This window comes from Anoxybacillus mongoliensis (assembly GCF_014201515.1).
Taxonomy (GTDB): domain Bacteria; phylum Bacillota; class Bacilli; order Bacillales; family Anoxybacillaceae; genus Anoxybacillus; species Anoxybacillus mongoliensis.
Map to the genome: position 1 here is coordinate 223,876 of NZ_JACHEQ010000003.1, position 17,424 is coordinate 241,299.

The window sequence follows — 17,424 nt, forward strand, 5'->3', positions numbered from 1 at the left end:
CCGATTTTATTATACTACAAACGTAACAAACGTGAAAAGAAAAGAAGCTAGCACGTGCTAGCTTCTTAAATCCAAACGATCGTTAAAAACGCCCAAACGGTAACGAACGCTACAACGACACCACCGTATAAGAAAAGCGCTGGAAGTTCATGCCCTTTATGGCTCATATGCATAAAGTAATACAGTTGGAAAATGACTTGCACAACCGCTAACAACAAAATGAACGGTACAGCAAACCAAGCTGAAAATCCTTCATATCCAACCGCAAAAAAGGCGATCAGCGTTAAGAAAATCATTAACGTAAATGAAATGATTTGATGTTTCATTTCTTCCGCATTTTTTTTACGGCGATATTGCACATCTACTTTTGGGTTTTGTACATGTGTATGATTTGCCATACAATCACCCCACCATTCCCATTAAGTATACGACCGTGAAAATGAACACCCAAACGACGTCGATAAAGTGCCAATATAAGCTTGCGACGTAAAACTTCGGTGCATTATATAAGTTTAACCCACGTTTTGCGTTACGAACCATTAATGTAATAATCCAAAGTAAACCGAACGCGACGTGACCACCGTGCGTACCAACTAACGTATAAAACGCTGAAGAAAACGCACTTGTTGAAAATTTAAATCCTTCATGTACGTACTCTGTAAACTCGTAAATTTCGAGCGCTAAGAAGCCTGCGCCAAGCAATACGGTAATGCCGAGCCAAAGTTGCATTTTTTTGAAGTCAAAGTTGCGCATATGATGCATCGCATATACGCTCGTTAAGCTGCTTGTTAGTAGTAACATCGTCGCTAAAAAGACGATTGGCATTTGGAACAATTCTTTTGCGGATGGACCGCCTGCTACAGAATCTTTCAGCGCTAAATATGTGGCGAAGAGAGAGGCGAATAATACCGTCTCTCCGCCGAGGAAAAACCAGAAACCTAAAAACTTATTTTTCCCTTCAAGGGTCGCTTTTTCAGGCTCTGCCGGAAACGTCTCTGCCGTTAATTTTTCTTCCACATGCATTATGCCCCAGCCCCCTTCTTCTCTGCTTCCATTATTTCCTCTTTATGAATATGGAAGCCGTGATCGTCGATAATTGAACGGAAGAACATCGCACCGAGCGTAATGAGCAACCCAACGATGCCAACTGGTGTTCCCCACGCATGATCTTGATGGAACAAGAAACCGAATGCCGCTACAAATAAGCCGAGCGAAATGACAAACGGTAAAATTGATGGATTCGGCATATGAATGTCACCAAGCGGCTCTGCTGGCGTTAATCCTTTTTTGCCTTCCATTTTTTCAATCCAATATGCATCTAAGCCACGCACAAGTGGTGTTTGCGCAAAGTTGTATTCTGGCGCTGGCGAAGATACTGCCCATTCCAATGTGCGTCCATCTTCCCAAGGATCGTTGCCAACGCGTTTTCCTTTTACTGTTGTAATAACAACGTTAGCTAATAATACGATTGTACCTGCTGCCATGAAAAATGCACCGATTGTACTAATCATGTTTCCTGTTTCAAATCCTTGGCCAGGCAAGAATGTAAATACGCGGCGTGGCATACCCATTAAACCAAGGAAATGTTGAATAAAGAACGTTAAATGGAATCCGATAAAGAACAACCAGAATGTTACTTTTCCTAATTTTTCATCTAACATTTTACCGAACATTTTTGGCCACCAATAGTGAGCCCCTGCAAGTAGTGCGAATACAACCCCACCGACGATAACGTAGTGGAAGTGCGCAACGACGAAATAGCTATCATGGTATTGATAGTCTGCCGCAGCTGTCGCGTTCATAACCCCTGTAACCCCACCGATAACGAACGATGGAATAAACGCAACGGCATACATCATTGGCGTCGTAAAGCGAATGCTTCCGCCCCACATCGTAAACAGCCAGTTGAAAATTTTAATTCCTGTTGGAACCGCAATCGCCATGGTCGCAACTGCGAAGATAGCGTTTGCGATTGGACCCATACCAACGGTGAACATATGGTGCGCCCACACCATGAAGCCTAAAAATCCGATTAACACCGTCGCAAATACCATTGATGAATAACCGAATAAACGTTTACGCGAGAACGTTGCGAAAATTTCTGAGAAAATACCGAACGCTGGCAATACGAGAATGTATACTTCTGGGTGACCGAAAATCCAGAATAAGTGCTCCCAAATGATCGTATTTCCACCAAGCGCTGGGTCAAAGAAGTTTCCACCGAACAAACGGTCCATCATCATGAAAATTAAACCGACTGTTAATGGTGGGAACGCGAATAAAATAAGCGCAGATGTAACAAACGTTGCCCATGTAAACATCGGCATGCGCATATATGTCATTCCTGGTGCACGCATATTAATGATTGTAACAAGGAAGTTAATCCCACCAATTAACGTTCCGAGACCAGAAATTTGTAAGCCTAACACGTAAAAGTCAATGCCGTGGGTTGGTGATGCAAGTGATAACGACGCATACGATGTCCAACCTGCATCAGGTGCTCCCCCTAAAAACCACGATAAGTTTAAAAATACACCACCGAAGAAAAATAACCAAAATCCAAGCGAGTTTAAAAATGGGAACGCTACGTCGCGTGCACCGATTTGAATCGGTACAACGGCGTTCATCATCGCAAACACGAGCGGCATCGCCGCAAGGAAAATCATCGTCGTTCCGTGCATCGTTAACACTTCATTGTAAAAACCTGCACTAATGAAGTCATTGTTTGGCACGGCGAGCTGAATGCGAATGATCATCGCTTCTAAACCACCGAGCAGGAAGAAAATTCCGCCGGCGATTAAGTACAAAATCGCAATCTTTTTATGGTCTACTGTTGTTAAGTAGTCCCAAATGACTGCGCCGACACCTTTTTTCCGAGCTAACGTACTCACAGTTTAACCTCCCTTTATCGATAATCCCCTTACTGAACAGATAATGTCATTAAGTATTTTGTTAATGCTTCAAGCTCTTCATCAGACAATGCTGGGTAAGTACCTGTCATTTTGTTGCCTGGTTTAATTTTCTCTGGATCTTTTAACCAAGCTTTTAAGTTTTCTTCGTTATGTTCTAAAATGCCAGCAATGCGCGAACGATCTGCAAAGCCCGCTAAGTTAGGCGCAAGGCGTGCTTGCTCTGGACGACCATCAACCGGTGTCACCGCGTGACAGCCAATACAGCTTTTGTTAAAAATTTCTTCCCCTTGCTTCACAACAGGATCTGTTGAAGCAACAGGTTTTGCATTTTTCATTTTTTCTACCCATTGATCAAACTCAGCGCGAGGAAGCGCCTTCACTTTAAAGTCCATTAAAGCGTGTGACGGACCGCAAAGCTCCGCACATTTTCCGTAAAATAGACGTCCTGCCTCTTCGGCACGTTTGTCATCAAATGTGAGGAAAAATTGGTTTGTGTTATCTGTATTTGTATCCATTTTTCCTCCAACCGCTGGAATCCAGAACGAGTGTTTTACATCAGATGCTTTTAAGTTGAAATATACACGCTCACCTGTTGGGACAACTAAATCTTGGCTTGTAATAATGCCGTAGTCTGGGTACTCAAACTCCCACCAGTATAGGTTTGCGCGAACATTCACGACAACGACGTCGCGTTCTTTTTTGTTCATCGGTTTTACATCCGCTAGTTTAAACGTGTATAAAACCGTTGGAACAGCTAAGATGATAAGTAAAATAATCGGAATAACTGTCCAAATAATTTCAAGCGTATGGCTTCCTTCCACTTGTTTTGGAATTTTGTTTTCTTCCCCTTTACGACGGCGGAAGCGAGTCACAACGTAAAGGAAAATGATTGTTACAACCGCAATGACGATGACCATGATGGCCGTGCTGAGCAGCATAAGCTTGTACTGCATATCAGCTACTTCTCCCGCTGGTTGAAGCGTCGACAAAAACGGCTTACCGCAACCAGCTAGCAAAAGCGCCATGGCGGATACGAGAGAAACCAAGCGCCAATTTCGTAGCCACTTCTTCATAGCCTAATCAAACCCCTCTTTCGATTATGAAATAAAGTGAAATATATACATTCTTTCTTTACAAAAAGAAAGAATTGTAAACCTTTTTTAATCAATTGTAACGATAACCATGGTGACGAATAAAATGGTCAAATAGTTTAATGAATAAATGAACATCCATTTCGCCCATTTCATATCGTCTTTCATTTTAAAGCCCGCTAATCCAAGCGCTAGCCAACCGACGTTTAACAACGTCGCAATGACTAAAAACGGAACACCTAACGAAAATAAGTAAAACGGAAGTGGTAAAAGCGCCACAATCCAAATGACGATTTGTCGTTTTGTCACCGCAAATCCGTGAACGACAGGGAGCATCGGAATGCCCGCTGCGCGATATTCTTCACATCGCTTCATCGCTAGCGCCAAAAAGTGTGGCGGCTGCCATAAAAACATAAGCAAAAACAAAATAATCGGAACGATGTGGAAGGTGTCATCGACTGCCGTCCAACCAATAACTGGCGGAACTGCACCAGAAACGCTTCCGATGACGGTATTAAACGTATTGCTTCGCTTAGACCACATCGTGTATAAAAAGACGTACGTCACAACGCCAATCAGTCCAACGACTGCAGCCGTGACGGTTGTCATCAATAGACTTAGCGTACCGACGGCGACAAGAAGAATGCCAAACCAAAGCACGCGCTTCGGTTCCATACTCCCGCTCACCGTTGGGCGACTTTTCGTCCGCTCCATTAAATGATCAATATCGCGGTCAATAAAGTTATTTAACGCGCATGAACCTGCAATGACAAGCGCAGATCCAACGAGCGCGAAAAACACGATATGCAAATTGCTCAAAAATCCTTCTCCTGTAAAATAAAGAGCTAACCAAAGCCCCGTAAACGTCGTAATTAAATTAGAATTGACAATGCCAATTTTTACGACCGAGAGCACATCTTTTAAAACACCTGATTGTATTTTTGCTGTTTTCACATCTTCGACTACATCCGCCATGTGCCGCCACTCCTCTCTTATGCCTTTGAAGGCGTTTCCATTATATACACGATAACGATATGTCGTCTCTGTATATTAAAGCATATTTCGTTGTCAAATTGTGAACTTTTTTTGTCTTAATTGTGTCGAATTTGTGTCAAAATGATGTTTTTATGATACAAATGTTGAAAAATAACTGCACTTATATTTCTAGCAAACTCCATACAAATATTCAACTACATTTGTCACGTTTGCTATATTGTAAAATAATAAAACTTTGCGCTTTTCGACATTTTCCGCTAATATGAGAATAGAATTTCTTCACACGCATTTCACATTTATTATACAGTTTTTACTAGACATTGGCTATATAAAATTTTGTGTTAAGGAAGTGGATACATTGCAACGGCTTTTAAAATGGTTTGCGGTAGCGACAACAATCGGCATGCTATTCGTTTTGATTGGCGGGGCGCTTGTGACAAAAACGGGCTCTGGGATGGGCTGTGGACGTTCGTGGCCACTTTGTCACGGACAACTGCTCCCATCTAATATTACAGCAGAGTTGCTGATTGAATTAAGCCACCGTGTCGTCTCTGGTGTCGTTGGATTGATGGTGCTCATTTTGTCCATTTGGACTTGGAAAGCGATCGGTCATATTCGCGAAACGAAATTTTTAGCGATCATTTCGTTTGTGTTTCTCGTCTTACAAGGGCTGATCGGTGCTGCCGCGGTCGTGTGGGGACAATCGGACGTTGTGCTGGCGCTTCACTTTGGTATTTCGTTAATTTCATTTGCGGCCGTCTTTTTATTGACGTTGTTTATTTTTGAAGTCGATAAAAAATTTGATGCTGCATCTGTTGTGCTTGATCGCAAGATGAAATTTCATATTTATGGCATTATTTCTTATTGCTATATCGTCGTATATACAGGGGCGCTCGTTCGTCATAAACAAGCGAGTTTAGCATGCCCAAGCTGGCCGTTTTGCGCGCAAACGCGCATATTCCCGACGCAACTGCATGAATGGGTACAAATGGGGCACCGTTTCGCAGCTGGGTTATTGTTTGTGTGGATTTTAATAGCAACGATTGATGCAATGAAACGATATAAACGACAACCGATTATATATTGGGGTTGGCTGATTGCGCTTATTCTCGTTAGCTGCCAAGTCGCCACAGGAGCGCTCATCGTCTTTACGGAATTAAACTTATACGTCGCTTTGGCTCATGCGTTTTTTATTTCATGCTTGTTCGGCGTGTTAAGTTACTTTGTGCTACTGGCAACGCGCAGTAAAAAAGAAAAGGAAACGCGGCATGAATCGAACGTTATTCCATCTGCCGTATTAAAATAAAAGAACGAGGGACCCCTCGTTCTTTTATTTTTCGGCTAATTCAATTAATAAATCACCCGTTTGAATCGCGTCGCCGCCTTTGACGTAAATATCTTTGACAACGCCAGAAAACGGTGCTTGAACGGTCGTTTCCATTTTCATCGCTTCCGTAATCATTAAATGATCGCCTTTTTTCACTTTTTCTCCTTTTTCTACAAGCACTTTTACTACTGTTCCCGGCATCGTCGCGGCAATATGGTTCGGATTGTTACGGTCTGCTTTCACCCGCGCCACAATCGTCGTTTTAATGCTTTCGTCTTTCACGACAATTTCACGTGGCTGACCGTTTAACTCAAAGTACACAACTCTCGTTCCGTCCGCTTGTGGCTGACCGATTGCCACGAGCTTGACGATTAACGTTTTTCCTTTTTCAATTTCGATTTCAATTTCTTCACCAAGACGCATACCGTATAAGAATGTTGGCGTATCTAAAACGGATACGTCACCGAACTGTTCAACGGTGCGTGCATATTCGACAAATACTTTCGGATAAAGCGCATAAGCTAACACATCGTAGTCCGTCACTTCACGTTGAATGAGATGGTATAATTCTTCTCTTAACTTTTCAAAGTCAACAGGCTCTAACAGCTCGCCCGGACGAACGGTAATCGGTTCACGCCCCTTTAAAATAATGCGTTGCAATGTTTCAGGGAATCCGCCATGCGGTTGACCGAGATAGCCTTCAAATAGCTCAACAACGGAATCTGGGAAGTCGAGCGTTTCCCCGCGTTCGTAAATGTCTTGTTCTGTTAAATTGTTTTGTACCATATATAGCGCCATATCGCCAACAACTTTTGACGATGGCGTCACTTTTACGATGTCGCCAAATAAATCGTTGACGCGACGATACATTTCTTTTACTTCATCCCAACGATCTCCCAAGCCAACTGCTTTCGCTTGTTGTTGCAAGTTGCTATATTGTCCGCCCGGCATTTCGTGCATATATACTTCCGTATGCGGTGCGTTCATGCCGCTTTCAAAGTCCGCATAATATTGGCGCACATCTTCCCAATAACGCGATAATTTTTCAAGCGATGCGATATCCACTTCTGGCGCACGCTCCGTTCCTTCTAACGCATAATAAAGCGTATTGGCGCTCGGCTGTGACGTTAAACCAGCCATGGAGCTAACCGCGACGTCCACAATATCTACCCCTGCTTCAATCGCTTTAGCATACGTATAAATGCCGTTGCCGCTTGTGTCGTGCGTATGCAAATGAATCGGGATATCGACGACCTCTTTTAAAGCAGAAATAAACGTATACGCGGCTTGTGGCTTTAATAGCCCCGCCATATCTTTAATCGCTAAAATGTGCGCGCCTGCTTGTTCGAGCTCTTTCGCTAAGTTTTTATAGTAGTCGAGATTGTATTTCGTGCGCGCCGGATCGAAAATATCGCCCGTATAACAAATAGCTGCTTCCGCTACTTTTCCAGATTGACGTACCGCATCGATGGCAACCGTCATTCCTTTCACCCAGTTTAAACTATCGAAAATGCGGAATACGTCAATGCCTGCTTCGGCTGATTTTGCAACGAACTCACGAATGACGTTATCTGGATAGTTTTTATATCCGACAGCATTCGAGGCGCGAAGCAACATTTGAAACAAGACGTTTGGAATTTTTTCACGCAATTGAATGAGGCGTTCCCATGGATCTTCTTTTAAAAAGCGATATGCAACATCAAACGTCGCTCCGCCCCACATTTCCATCGAAAATAGTTGCGGCCATAAACGCGCCGTCGGCTCCGCAATGCGCATCAAGTCGTTTGTGCGCACGCGCGTGGCTAAAAGCGATTGATGGGCATCACGAAACGTCGTATCCGTTAGCAATACCCGATTTTGCTCTTTAATCCATCGAACAAGCCCGTCAGCACCGCGCTCATCTAAAATTTGTTTCGTCCCCTTTGGCATCGCTTCAATATAGTTTATTTTCGGGATGCGCGGTGGATCAAATACGGGCTTTTTCTTTTTTCCGATACCCGGGAAGCCATTTACGGTGACCGTTCCGATATATGATAACAGTTTTGTCCCACGGTCTTTTCGTTTCGGGAAAATAAAGAGCTCAGGTGTCGTATCAATAAACGATGTATCATATTCCCCTGTTAAAAATTTCGGATGTTGGACGACATTTTCTAAAAATGGAATGTTCGTTTTAATGCCGCGAATACGAAACTCACGCAAGTTGCGTAACATTTTCGCCGCCGCTTGTTCAAACGTTAACGCCCACGTCGTCACTTTTACTAACAGCGAGTCATAATATGGGGTAATGATCGCCCCTTGGAAGCTATTTCCTGCATCTAAACGAACGCCGAAGCCACCGCCTGAGCGGTACGCCATAATTTTCCCGGTGTCTGGCATAAAGTTATTTAGCGGATCTTCTGTTGTGACGCGCGACTGAATCGCATATCCGTGCACATGAATATGTTCTTGTTTCGGGATGCCAACTTTTTCGCTATGTAGCGCATGACCTTCCGCAATTAAAATTTGCGATTGGACGATATCGATGCCCGTAATCATTTCAGTAATGGTATGCTCGACTTGAATGCGCGGATTGACTTCAATAAAGTAAAACTCATCGCCAGAAACGAGAAACTCGACGGTTCCTGCGTTAACGTATTGCACGTTTTTCATGAGTTTGACTGCCGCTTCGCAAATTTTTTCGCGAAGCTCCTTAGAAAGCGATACGCTCGGCGCTACTTCGACTACTTTTTGATGGCGACGTTGTACGGAACAATCACGGTCGTATAGATGAACGATGTTGCCGTATGCATCGCCTAAAATTTGCACTTCAATATGTTTTGGATTTTCAATTAATTTCTCGACATATACGTCATCGCTACCGAAGGCTGCTTTCGCTTCCGATTTCGCGCGCTCGTATGCTTCTTTTACTTCGGATTGCGAACGAACGATGCGCATCCCGCGACCGCCGCCACCTAATGCCGCTTTAATGATCATCGGATAACCGTATGTCTCACCGAAGCGCACGACGTCCTCCAAGCTTTGCACAGGGCCATCGCTTCCCGGAATGACTGGAATGCCCGCTTGTTTCGCTTGGTGACGCGCTTTTACTTTATCGCCAAACATATCTAAATGCTCTTGGCGCGGACCGATAAAAATGATGCCTTCTTCTTCGCATCGTTTCGCAAATTCGATGTTTTCCGATAAAAAGCCGTATCCTGGATGAATCGCATCGACATCGTGCATTTTGGCGATTTCGATAATGCCTTCAATGTCTAAATAGGCTTCAATCGGCTTTTTTCCTTCCCCAACTAAATACGCTTCATCTGCCTTATAGCGATGGTACGATCCTGCGTCTTCGCGCGAGTAAATCGCAACGGTGCGAATGCCAAGCTCGTTGCATGCGCGAAAGACGCGAATCGCAATTTCTCCACGGTTTGCGACAAGTACTTTTTGAATACGCCTCATATGTAATCCTCCCCCTATTCTTCATATAAAAACTATAACGAATTTTCTGTATTTGTAAATAGGATTACGAAAAAGAAATATCATTTTTTTGAATATTGTTTTTTTGATTTTTATGCTTTTCGTAGTTGGTCACTGCAGAAATGTTTGCTAATACACCGACAGACATCATAAGTAAAACGAGCGATGAACCGCCGTAGCTCACAAATGGCAAAGTGACCCCTGTAATTGGAATAATGCCCGTTAAACCTCCAAGGTTGACGAACGTTTGAAGGCCAATCATTGTTGCGATGCCAATGGCTAATAAGCTACCGAACGCATCTTGACATTTTCTCGCAACAACAAAGCCACGCAACACGATAAATGATAGTAAAAGAAGGACGAAGGAAACACCAAATAAACCGAGCTCTTCCGCAATGATCGCCATAATGAAGTCGGTGTGTGCCTCTGGTAAATAACCGTACTTTTGAATGCTTTGTCCAAGTCCAAGCCCTTTTAATCCCCCATTTCCGATCGCAATATACGAGTTGGTCAGTTGGTATCCTTCATCATCTGCATACTTAAACGGATGTAAAAAGCCGTCGATGCGTGATAGTCGCTCTTTTGTAAACACTCGATCGTATATAAACGGACCAGAAATAAGCGCAACGAGCCCAATGATCAAACTGAACAATAAAAGTTGTTTCATTAATAGCCGTTTGCTGGCAGCAGAAGAAAAGATAATCGCTGCGGAAATGAGCGCGATAATGATCATCGTCCCAACGTCTGGCTGCAGGAAAATAAGCAAGCAAATAAACAGCATGTAATAAATGGGAAAGAGAACGTCTTGCGGAGAAGCTTGCAATTTTTTTTGTTTGTTTGCTAGCACCCCACTTAAATATACAATTAAGCCGATTTTTGCAAACTCTGCTGGCTGAACGTTCACCGGACCGAGTTTAATCCAGCTTGTCGCATTGTTCGCTGTATGTCCAAACAAAAGGACGTAAATGAGCGGCAAAGGCATGGCAAAAAAAACAAATTGCAAAAACTTTTTACGTGCATAATGTTTATACGGAACAAATGAAGTAAATAAAAAAATCACTGCACCGATGATCCATGCCCATGTTTGTTTTTGAAAAAAATAATCGCTCGTCGTATGAAAACGAGTAACGGCTGTGATCATGCTTGCGCTATATACCATGATAAGCCCAAACAACGATAATAAAAATACAGCGATGATTAACGGATAATCATGATATTTCATAAACGTTTTCAAGCGCATCTGTCCCATCTTCCTTTTCACTTTCTTATTTGCATTGTACTATAAAACAGAAAAAACCCAAACGAAATTCGTTTGAGTTTTTGTCATTTTTTCTTCTTTTTCGTGCACGCTTCATGCAATGCCGAAAGCTCACGCTCAAGTCGGTCTAAAATGGCCTTCCCGTCTTTTTCATCGACGAGTCCTAATCGGACCGCAAAATCAATTTCACGGGATAATCCGAACATTTGCGTGTCTAACACTTCTTCATATAGCGGACATTGCGGCATCGTTAAGTGATCCATTTGCACTTGAATAAGCTTCACAATTTTTTCCGCATCCGCTTGCAATAACGAATAGGCTCTTTCTCGAAAGTTTATCGCCACTTCAGGCGTCACGTCGACCCCTCCGTTCCGTACGTTCCTGTTTCTTCATCTTATCGTGAATACGAAAAAAATGCAAGCATCATGCCTTGACCGATTCATTTTACAAACAAGCGCTTTCATCATATAATGAAAGGCAGATAGGGGGAATAAACATGGTCATCGTCATTAAAGGGAACGTCAAATTTACGATTACACTCGATCCGAGCGTATGGATTTTTGACGATCGCAAAGTAGATGTACATACTTATTTTACACGTCATCCACAAATCGAACAACAAGAAGACATAGACGACATTCAAAAAATATCAGCATATTGGGACCGCGAAATTCAAGAAGGAGCGGTGTCGCCTCCGACACTGCAAACCGAAAAGCAATTTGAAAAAGAAAAAATATTAACAGGTACGTTCGGCATGCCGTTTGCCCCGTTTTTACGCAACGCGGAACCGAATGAGAATGCAACACGTTTTACCATCGTCACAGAAAACGGCGATACGACGATTCCGCTTGCTGATGCTTATGAATTATTATTATGTTTTGCAAAAGACGGCAAACCGCTCAAAGAAGACGGGCCTGTCCATATTTATTTCGGCGATGGCTCAAATCGCGACAACCCAATTACCCACGTACGGGCGTTTATCGTCGAGTGAAAAGAGGCGTTTTGCCTCTTTTCTTATAAAAGGTCGGCAGCAAGCTGCGCAAGCGATGAACGCTCTCCTTTCACTAACCGCACGTGCCCGGCGACTTTTTGTTCTTTAAATTTTTCAACAACATATGTGAGCCCGTTATTGTATTCGTCTAAATACGGATGATCGATTTGGGCCGGATCACCCATTAACACAATTTTACTTCGTTCCCCGACGCGCGTTAAAATCGTTTTCACTTCATGTTTCGTTAAATTTTGCGCCTCATCAATAATAATAAACTGCTCTGGAATGCTCCGTCCACGTATATACGTGAGCGCCTCAACCTCAATGGATCCCATGCCTGATAAAATCGCATCAAGTTCACTCGGCTTTTTCGTATCAAATAAAAAGTGTAAGTTATCAAAAATCGGTTGCATCCACGGTCGTAATTTTTCTTGTTTCTCACCTGGCAAATAGCCGATATCTTTCCCGACAGGTACAATCGGACGAGCGACAAGCAACTTTTTATATAAGCGCATATCTTCCGTCTGCATTAGTCCTGCCGCTAACGCAAGCAACGTTTTTCCTGTTCCCGCTTTTCCGATGAGCGTCACAAGCGGAATGTCGGTGCGAAGCAACAATTCACATGCCATCGTTTGTTGGACGTTGCGCGGACGAATGCCCCAAATATGATCGTAATGAAACACAAGTTTGCGCACTTTTTTTCCTGTATGATCGACCATACCGAGCGCTGATGACGAACCGCCAAGTGCATCTTTCATAATAATAAATTGGTTCGGATAAAACGGGTGGTTCGTAATTTCCGCCAGCACAAGTTCGCCTTTTTCATAAAAGCGCGCCAAATGTTCTGGGCTTATGTACAAATCTAAAAATCCGGTGTAAATATGGTCAATTTCAACGACGCGATCGCTTAAAAAATCTTCCGCCTCTAGCCCAATCGCATCGGCTTTGACGCGTACGAGCGCATCTTTGCTCACTAAAATGACCGGACGTCCGTTTTCTTTCGTTTGCTCCTCAAGTAATAAATTTTTCGCCACCGCTAAAATGCGGTTGTCGTTCGTTTTTTCCACGAAAATTTCTTGCAGTTGCTGAAATGAACGGTGGTTTAATTCAATGCGCAACACCCCACCGTTATCAAGCGGAATTTTTTCATGCAACTTCCCGTTTTTTCTTAAGTTGTCAATAATTTTCGACACTTGGCGAGCATTTCTTCCGATTTCATCCATATATCGCTTTTTCGAATCCACTTCTTCTAACACGACAGCCGGGATGACGACTTCATTATCTTGAAAGGAAAAAATGGAATACGGATCTTGTAAAAGTACGTTTGTATCTAATACGTATATTTTTTTGCTCACGTTTTCTCCCCCTTGACGACCGTCGGTGGACGGGATTGTTGTTTATATATATGAACGGACGCATAAAGATAGAAGAAGTTTTGCAAAATAAAGTTAAAGCCGAAAAGGGGTGGAACGATTGAAATATATCATCATCTTTATGTTGCTTTTTATAAGTGCCTGCGGACAACAAGCGCAACCGAACAATCGCGACTCGCTCGTTCATGTGAAAAATACGACAAATGAACGAATCGTCAATAAATCCGGGCAACAAATTGCTCGCCATCTTGCGCATCTGGCTAGTAGCGTCCCAAATGTGAACGATGCGACCGTTTTAGTTGTTGGGAAATATGCGTTAGTCGGCATTGATGTCAATGCTAAACTTGATCCGTCGCGCGTCGGAACGGTGAAATATTCCGTCGTGGAAAGTTTGCAAAAAGATCCGTACGGGGCGAATGCGATTGTCATTGCGGATGCGGATTTAAATACGCGGCTGAAAGCCATTCAAAAGCAAGTGGAGAAAGGAAAGCCAATTCGAGGATTTATGGACGAGTTAGCCGCAATTGTCGGGCGCGTCATGCCTGAAATCCCAAGCGACTTTTTACAAACGACAAATCCGCGCTCAACAAGACAAAACGACGATCAGCTCAATAAAGGCGATCAAAAGCAACTAGAAAAAGAACAACAAAAACAATCAAACGACCATATGAAATAAGCCGAGCGATATGCTCGGCTTATGCTTGTTTTAACGCGCTCATCACTTGTTGATCGAGCTTGGCAGCAGCTTGCGCATCATACGTTTTTTCGTATTTCGGTTCGACTGAAATTTTTGCACCGTAAAACATCACATCGCGCACTTCTTCAATATCGACTTGAATAACAGCAAGCTTTAGCGGAACGTTTTCTAGCTTTTCAACTTTCACATGCGCTTTTCCGCTAATGGAATACGTCGATTCGTTTGCAATTAAAACGATGGACATCGCTGGATTCGCCTGCACATTGGCGACAATGCGCGAGCGTTGATCGACCGCAAAGTATACTTTGTCAGGGGCAGGCGCATACACCCATGAAATCGCACTGGCATTTGGTGCGCTTGTTTCATGGTCGATCGTACATACAATGACATATCGTTCTTTTTGCAACGCTTGGAACAAAGGCTCAATTAATGTCGGTTCTACCGCATTTGGCATATGTATCCCTCCTTGTTTTTATCATACCTTTTTTTCACACACTTTCAAACAATATGATATACTAATTCGTAAAAAAACATGTGAGGTTTGACGATGAGAGTACGATGCATTCTTTGTGAAAAAATCGATACGTTAGACGATGAAACGTTGCTGGCAAAACGGTTGCGCAACCGCCCAATTCATACATATATGTGCGAAACGTGCCATGAGCGCATTGAGAAAAAAACGAAAGAGCGGCTCGCCACCGGCAAATTTCGCTTTTTCCGAACGAGCAAACACGAAACAGAATGGTAAAAAAAGCGCCCTGCATCATGCATGGGCGCTTATTCGTAATTGGCATATTTGTCTGGTTCGCGATTGATTTGATCGAGCATCGCTTCGATGAGTTCGGCTGGAAAACGAAACGTGCGTGATGCGTTGTTTGCCGTACATGTGACCGTATAGACGTCATCTTCTTTTGTAAATGCGATTTGCTCCATCGCATGATCTTCACGCAATAAGTCGGCAAAAAATTGTTCCGTCTCTTGTGCCGCCGTATCATCCGGGCGCGCCTGTGCGACCACTTTAATCGTCAGCCAATTGTACACCGCATCTTGTAGTTTCACGCGCGTCCCCCCTCACGACGAAGACGCCATTTATAAATGATTAATACGATCGCTGCGACAAGCAATCCTTCCGCCACAGGTAAAAAGACGGCAAAAAACGTTAAAATCGTGCAACCGAGCACAAGTAGCGCGTAAATGACAACGTTTTTTAATAGCGGTAGTTCACGCGCAAAGCCGAGACGATAGACGATAATCGATAAAACGATGATCGTCACGTACAATAGCCACATCCCTTTCGTCGGCTGTTCGTGCACGTTGTATAGCGAAGCGAAAAATGACAGGCGACCGATCACATCCATGACGACTTCCCCCTATTTTTTTTGCTCAGCGAGTTTTTTCTTTTTCGCGATTTTTTCGCGTTCGTTTTTGTCTAATATTTTTTTCCGCAAGCGAATCGATTGTGGCGTCACTTCGCAATATTCGTCGTCGTTTAAATATTCGAGCGCTTCTTCTAACGTCATCAGGCGCGGTTTTTTCATCGTCACCGTTTGTTCTTTCGTTGACGAGCGAACGTTTGTCACATGTTTCATTTTACATACGTTCACGACTAAATCGTTGTCGCGGCTATGTTCACCAACGATCATTCCTTCATATACTTCTGTTCCCGGTTCGATGAAAATGACGCCACGGTCTTCGACTTGCATAATGCCATAAGCCGTCGCTTTTCCTGTCTCCATCGAAATGAGTACCCCTTGATGTCTGCCGCCGATTTGACCTGGGATGACAGGTTGATAGCTGTCGAACGAATGGTTTAAAATGCCGTATCCGCGCGTAAGCGACATAAATTCTGTCCGATAGCCGATTAGTCCGCGCGCAGGCACAAGGAAAATAAGGCGCACTTGTCCGTTTCCATTATTGATCATATCGATCATTTCCCCTTTGCGCGCCCCAAGCGACTCCATAATCGCCCCCGTATATTCTTCAGGAATATCAATTTGCACGCGCTCGACCGGCTCGCACATGACGCCGTCGATTTCTTTCATAATGACTTCTGGTTTGGATACTTGCAGTTCAAAACCTTCCCGACGCATATTTTCAATTAAAATGGATAAATGCAACTCTCCACGTCCAGACACGATCCATGCATCTGGCGAATCCGTTGGTTCAACGCGAAGCGAGACGTCTGTTTCTAACTGTAAACGAAGACGTTCTTCAATCTTTCTTGCGGTCACATGTTTTCCTTCCCGACCAGCAAACGGGCTATTGTTCACAAGAAACGTCATTTGCAACGTCGGTTCGTCAATACGAAGCGGTGGCAACGCTTCTTGCACGTCAAGCGGACATACCGTTTCGCCTACGTTAATATCTTCCATGCCGGAAACGGCAACTAAATCGCCTGCTTTCGCTTCTTCAATTTCAATACGTTTTAACCCGAGAAAGCCAAACAGTTTAGTGACGCGAAACGTTTTCACAGAGCCGTCTAGCTTCATGAGAGCCACTTGTTGTCCCACTTGCATGCGTCCGCGGAAAATGCGTCCAATCCCAATGCGCCCGACGTAGTCGTTATAGTCGAGAAGCGCGACTTGAAATTGAAGCGGCTCGTCGCTATTGTCGATTGGCGCTGGAATATGTTCAATAATCGTTTCAAAGAGCGCCGTCATGTCGGCATCTTGTTTGTCTGCATCTAAACTTGCGGTGCCGTTAATCGCTGAAGCGTATACGACCGGAAACTCAAGTTGGTCTTCTGATGCCCCAAGCTCAATAAATAAATCGATCACTTCATCGACGACTTCGTGCGGACGGGCAAATTCACGGTCGATTTTATTGACGACGACAATTGGCGTTAAATTTTGTTCGAGCGCTTTTTTTAAGACGAAGCGCGTTTGCGGCATACATCCTTCGTACGCATCGACAACGAGCAACACCCCATCAACAAGCCGCATAATGCGTTCGACTTCTCCGCCGAAGTCCGCATGTCCCGGCGTATCTAAAATGTTAATGCGCGTGCCTTTGTATTGAATGGCTGTATTTTTCGCTAAAATCGTAATGCCTCGTTCACGTTCTAAATCGTTGCGGTCAAGCGCCCGTTCTTCCACTTGTTCGTTCGCCCGAAACGTGCCTGATTGGCGAAGCAATTGGTCGACTAACGTCGTTTTTCCGTGGTCGACGTGCGCAATGATCGCGATGTTACGAATATCGTTTCTCAATTGTGTTTAACTGCTACTAAACATATAGACAAACTTATCATGGTTTAGTTTTCACCACATCATTCGCTACGAACTTTACGTATTCAAAACGAATAATCGGCAATCGAGCAC

Annotated in this window: 17 protein-coding genes; 4 read left to right on the forward strand and 13 right to left on the reverse strand. The window is 43.7% G+C overall.

What is annotated here, in order from left to right:
* Positions 1–65 precede the first annotated feature (65 nt).
* The 5 genes from ctaF to cyoE all read right to left on the reverse strand — a co-directional run bounded on the left by ctaF (position 66) and on the right by cyoE (position 4,978).
* Positions 66–398: a cytochrome c oxidase subunit IVB gene (gene ctaF, locus HNR43_RS04785; protein ID WP_183241755.1), complete on the reverse strand. Its 333-nt coding sequence runs from the start codon at positions 396–398 to the stop codon at positions 66–68.
* Positions 399–402: 4 nt separating this feature from the next.
* Positions 403–1,023 carry a cytochrome c oxidase subunit III gene (gene ctaE, locus HNR43_RS04790; RefSeq protein WP_055440205.1) on the reverse strand — a complete coding sequence of 207 codons (621 nt, stop codon included), beginning with the start codon at positions 1,021–1,023 and terminating at the stop codon, positions 403–405.
* Entirely contained in the window at positions 1,023–2,891 is a 1,869-nt protein-coding gene (gene ctaD, locus HNR43_RS04795; protein WP_183241757.1) for a cytochrome c oxidase subunit I, read from the reverse strand. The genes ctaE and ctaD overlap by 1 nt, the downstream gene beginning before the upstream one ends.
* 29 nt (positions 2,892–2,920) lie before the next feature.
* On the reverse strand, positions 2,921–3,985 hold the full coding sequence (gene coxB / locus HNR43_RS04800; RefSeq protein ID WP_183241759.1) for a cytochrome c oxidase subunit II: 1,065 nt from the start codon (positions 3,983–3,985) through the stop codon (positions 2,921–2,923).
* Positions 3,986–4,072: 87 nt separating this feature from the next.
* Complete coding sequence (gene cyoE / locus HNR43_RS04805) at positions 4,073–4,978, reverse strand: heme o synthase (RefSeq protein WP_183241761.1); 906 nt, start codon at positions 4,976–4,978, stop codon at positions 4,073–4,075.
* 379 nt (positions 4,979–5,357) lie between these two features.
* Between cyoE and HNR43_RS04810 the strand changes: the two genes are divergently transcribed.
* Positions 5,358–6,305, forward strand: a complete 948-nt coding sequence (locus HNR43_RS04810; RefSeq protein ID WP_183241763.1) for a COX15/CtaA family protein — start codon at positions 5,358–5,360, stop codon at positions 6,303–6,305.
* 24 nt (positions 6,306–6,329) lie between these two features.
* Here HNR43_RS04810 and pyc read toward each other — a convergent pair whose 3' ends face one another.
* The 3 genes from pyc to HNR43_RS04825 form a co-directional block, all read right to left on the reverse strand.
* Positions 6,330–9,770 (reverse strand): pyruvate carboxylase, encoded by a 3,441-nt coding sequence (pyc, locus tag HNR43_RS04815; protein ID WP_183241765.1) that lies wholly within the window; start codon positions 9,768–9,770, stop codon positions 6,330–6,332.
* A 64-nt stretch (positions 9,771–9,834) separates the two neighbouring features.
* Positions 9,835–11,037 carry a putative lipid II flippase FtsW gene (gene ftsW, locus HNR43_RS04820; protein ID WP_183241767.1) on the reverse strand — a complete coding sequence of 401 codons (1,203 nt, stop codon included), beginning with the start codon at positions 11,035–11,037 and terminating at the stop codon, positions 9,835–9,837.
* A 74-nt stretch (positions 11,038–11,111) separates the two neighbouring features.
* Positions 11,112–11,402: an Fpa/YlaN family protein gene (locus HNR43_RS04825; protein WP_004891276.1), complete on the reverse strand. Its 291-nt coding sequence runs from the start codon at positions 11,400–11,402 to the stop codon at positions 11,112–11,114.
* A gap of 140 nt (positions 11,403–11,542) precedes the next feature.
* Between HNR43_RS04825 and HNR43_RS04830 the strand changes: the two genes are divergently transcribed.
* The gene (locus tag HNR43_RS04830) at positions 11,543–12,037 is read left to right on the forward strand and encodes a peptidyl-prolyl cis-trans isomerase (protein WP_183241769.1); all 495 of its coding nucleotides are present in this window, start codon (positions 11,543–11,545) and stop codon (positions 12,035–12,037) included.
* A gap of 23 nt (positions 12,038–12,060) precedes the next feature.
* Here HNR43_RS04830 and HNR43_RS04835 read toward each other — a convergent pair whose 3' ends face one another.
* A complete protein-coding gene (locus HNR43_RS04835; RefSeq protein WP_183241771.1) occupies positions 12,061–13,392 on the reverse strand; it encodes a PhoH family protein in 1,332 nt (443 codons plus the stop codon).
* A 109-nt stretch (positions 13,393–13,501) separates the two neighbouring features.
* Here HNR43_RS04835 and HNR43_RS04840 point away from each other — a divergent pair, with 109 nt between their 5' ends.
* Positions 13,502–14,086 (forward strand): YhcN/YlaJ family sporulation lipoprotein, encoded by a 585-nt coding sequence (locus HNR43_RS04840; protein ID WP_183241773.1) that lies wholly within the window; start codon positions 13,502–13,504, stop codon positions 14,084–14,086.
* A gap of 19 nt (positions 14,087–14,105) precedes the next feature.
* Here HNR43_RS04840 and HNR43_RS04845 read toward each other — a convergent pair whose 3' ends face one another.
* Positions 14,106–14,561: a pyridoxamine 5'-phosphate oxidase family protein gene (locus HNR43_RS04845; RefSeq protein WP_183241775.1), complete on the reverse strand. Its 456-nt coding sequence runs from the start codon at positions 14,559–14,561 to the stop codon at positions 14,106–14,108.
* 93 nt (positions 14,562–14,654) lie between these two features.
* On the opposite strand from HNR43_RS04845, the gene HNR43_RS04850 reads away from it, so the two are divergent.
* Positions 14,655–14,855: a YlaI family protein gene (locus HNR43_RS04850; RefSeq protein WP_055440214.1), complete on the forward strand. Its 201-nt coding sequence runs from the start codon at positions 14,655–14,657 to the stop codon at positions 14,853–14,855.
* Between the two features lie 29 nt (positions 14,856–14,884).
* On the opposite strand, the gene HNR43_RS04855 is transcribed toward HNR43_RS04850, so the two are convergent.
* From HNR43_RS04855 to typA, 3 genes are read right to left on the reverse strand one after another with little or no spacing between them, the layout of a single operon-like run.
* Positions 14,885–15,166, reverse strand: a complete 282-nt coding sequence (locus HNR43_RS04855; protein WP_183241777.1) for a hypothetical protein — start codon at positions 15,164–15,166, stop codon at positions 14,885–14,887.
* Positions 15,163–15,465 (reverse strand): YlaH-like family protein, encoded by a 303-nt coding sequence (locus HNR43_RS04860; protein WP_032101577.1) that lies wholly within the window; start codon positions 15,463–15,465, stop codon positions 15,163–15,165. Before HNR43_RS04860 ends, HNR43_RS04855 begins: the two co-directional genes overlap by 4 nt.
* A 12-nt stretch (positions 15,466–15,477) precedes the next feature.
* Complete coding sequence (typA, locus tag HNR43_RS04865) at positions 15,478–17,313, reverse strand: translational GTPase TypA (protein ID WP_064220832.1); 1,836 nt, start codon at positions 17,311–17,313, stop codon at positions 15,478–15,480.
* Between the last annotated feature and the right edge of the window lie 111 nt (positions 17,314–17,424).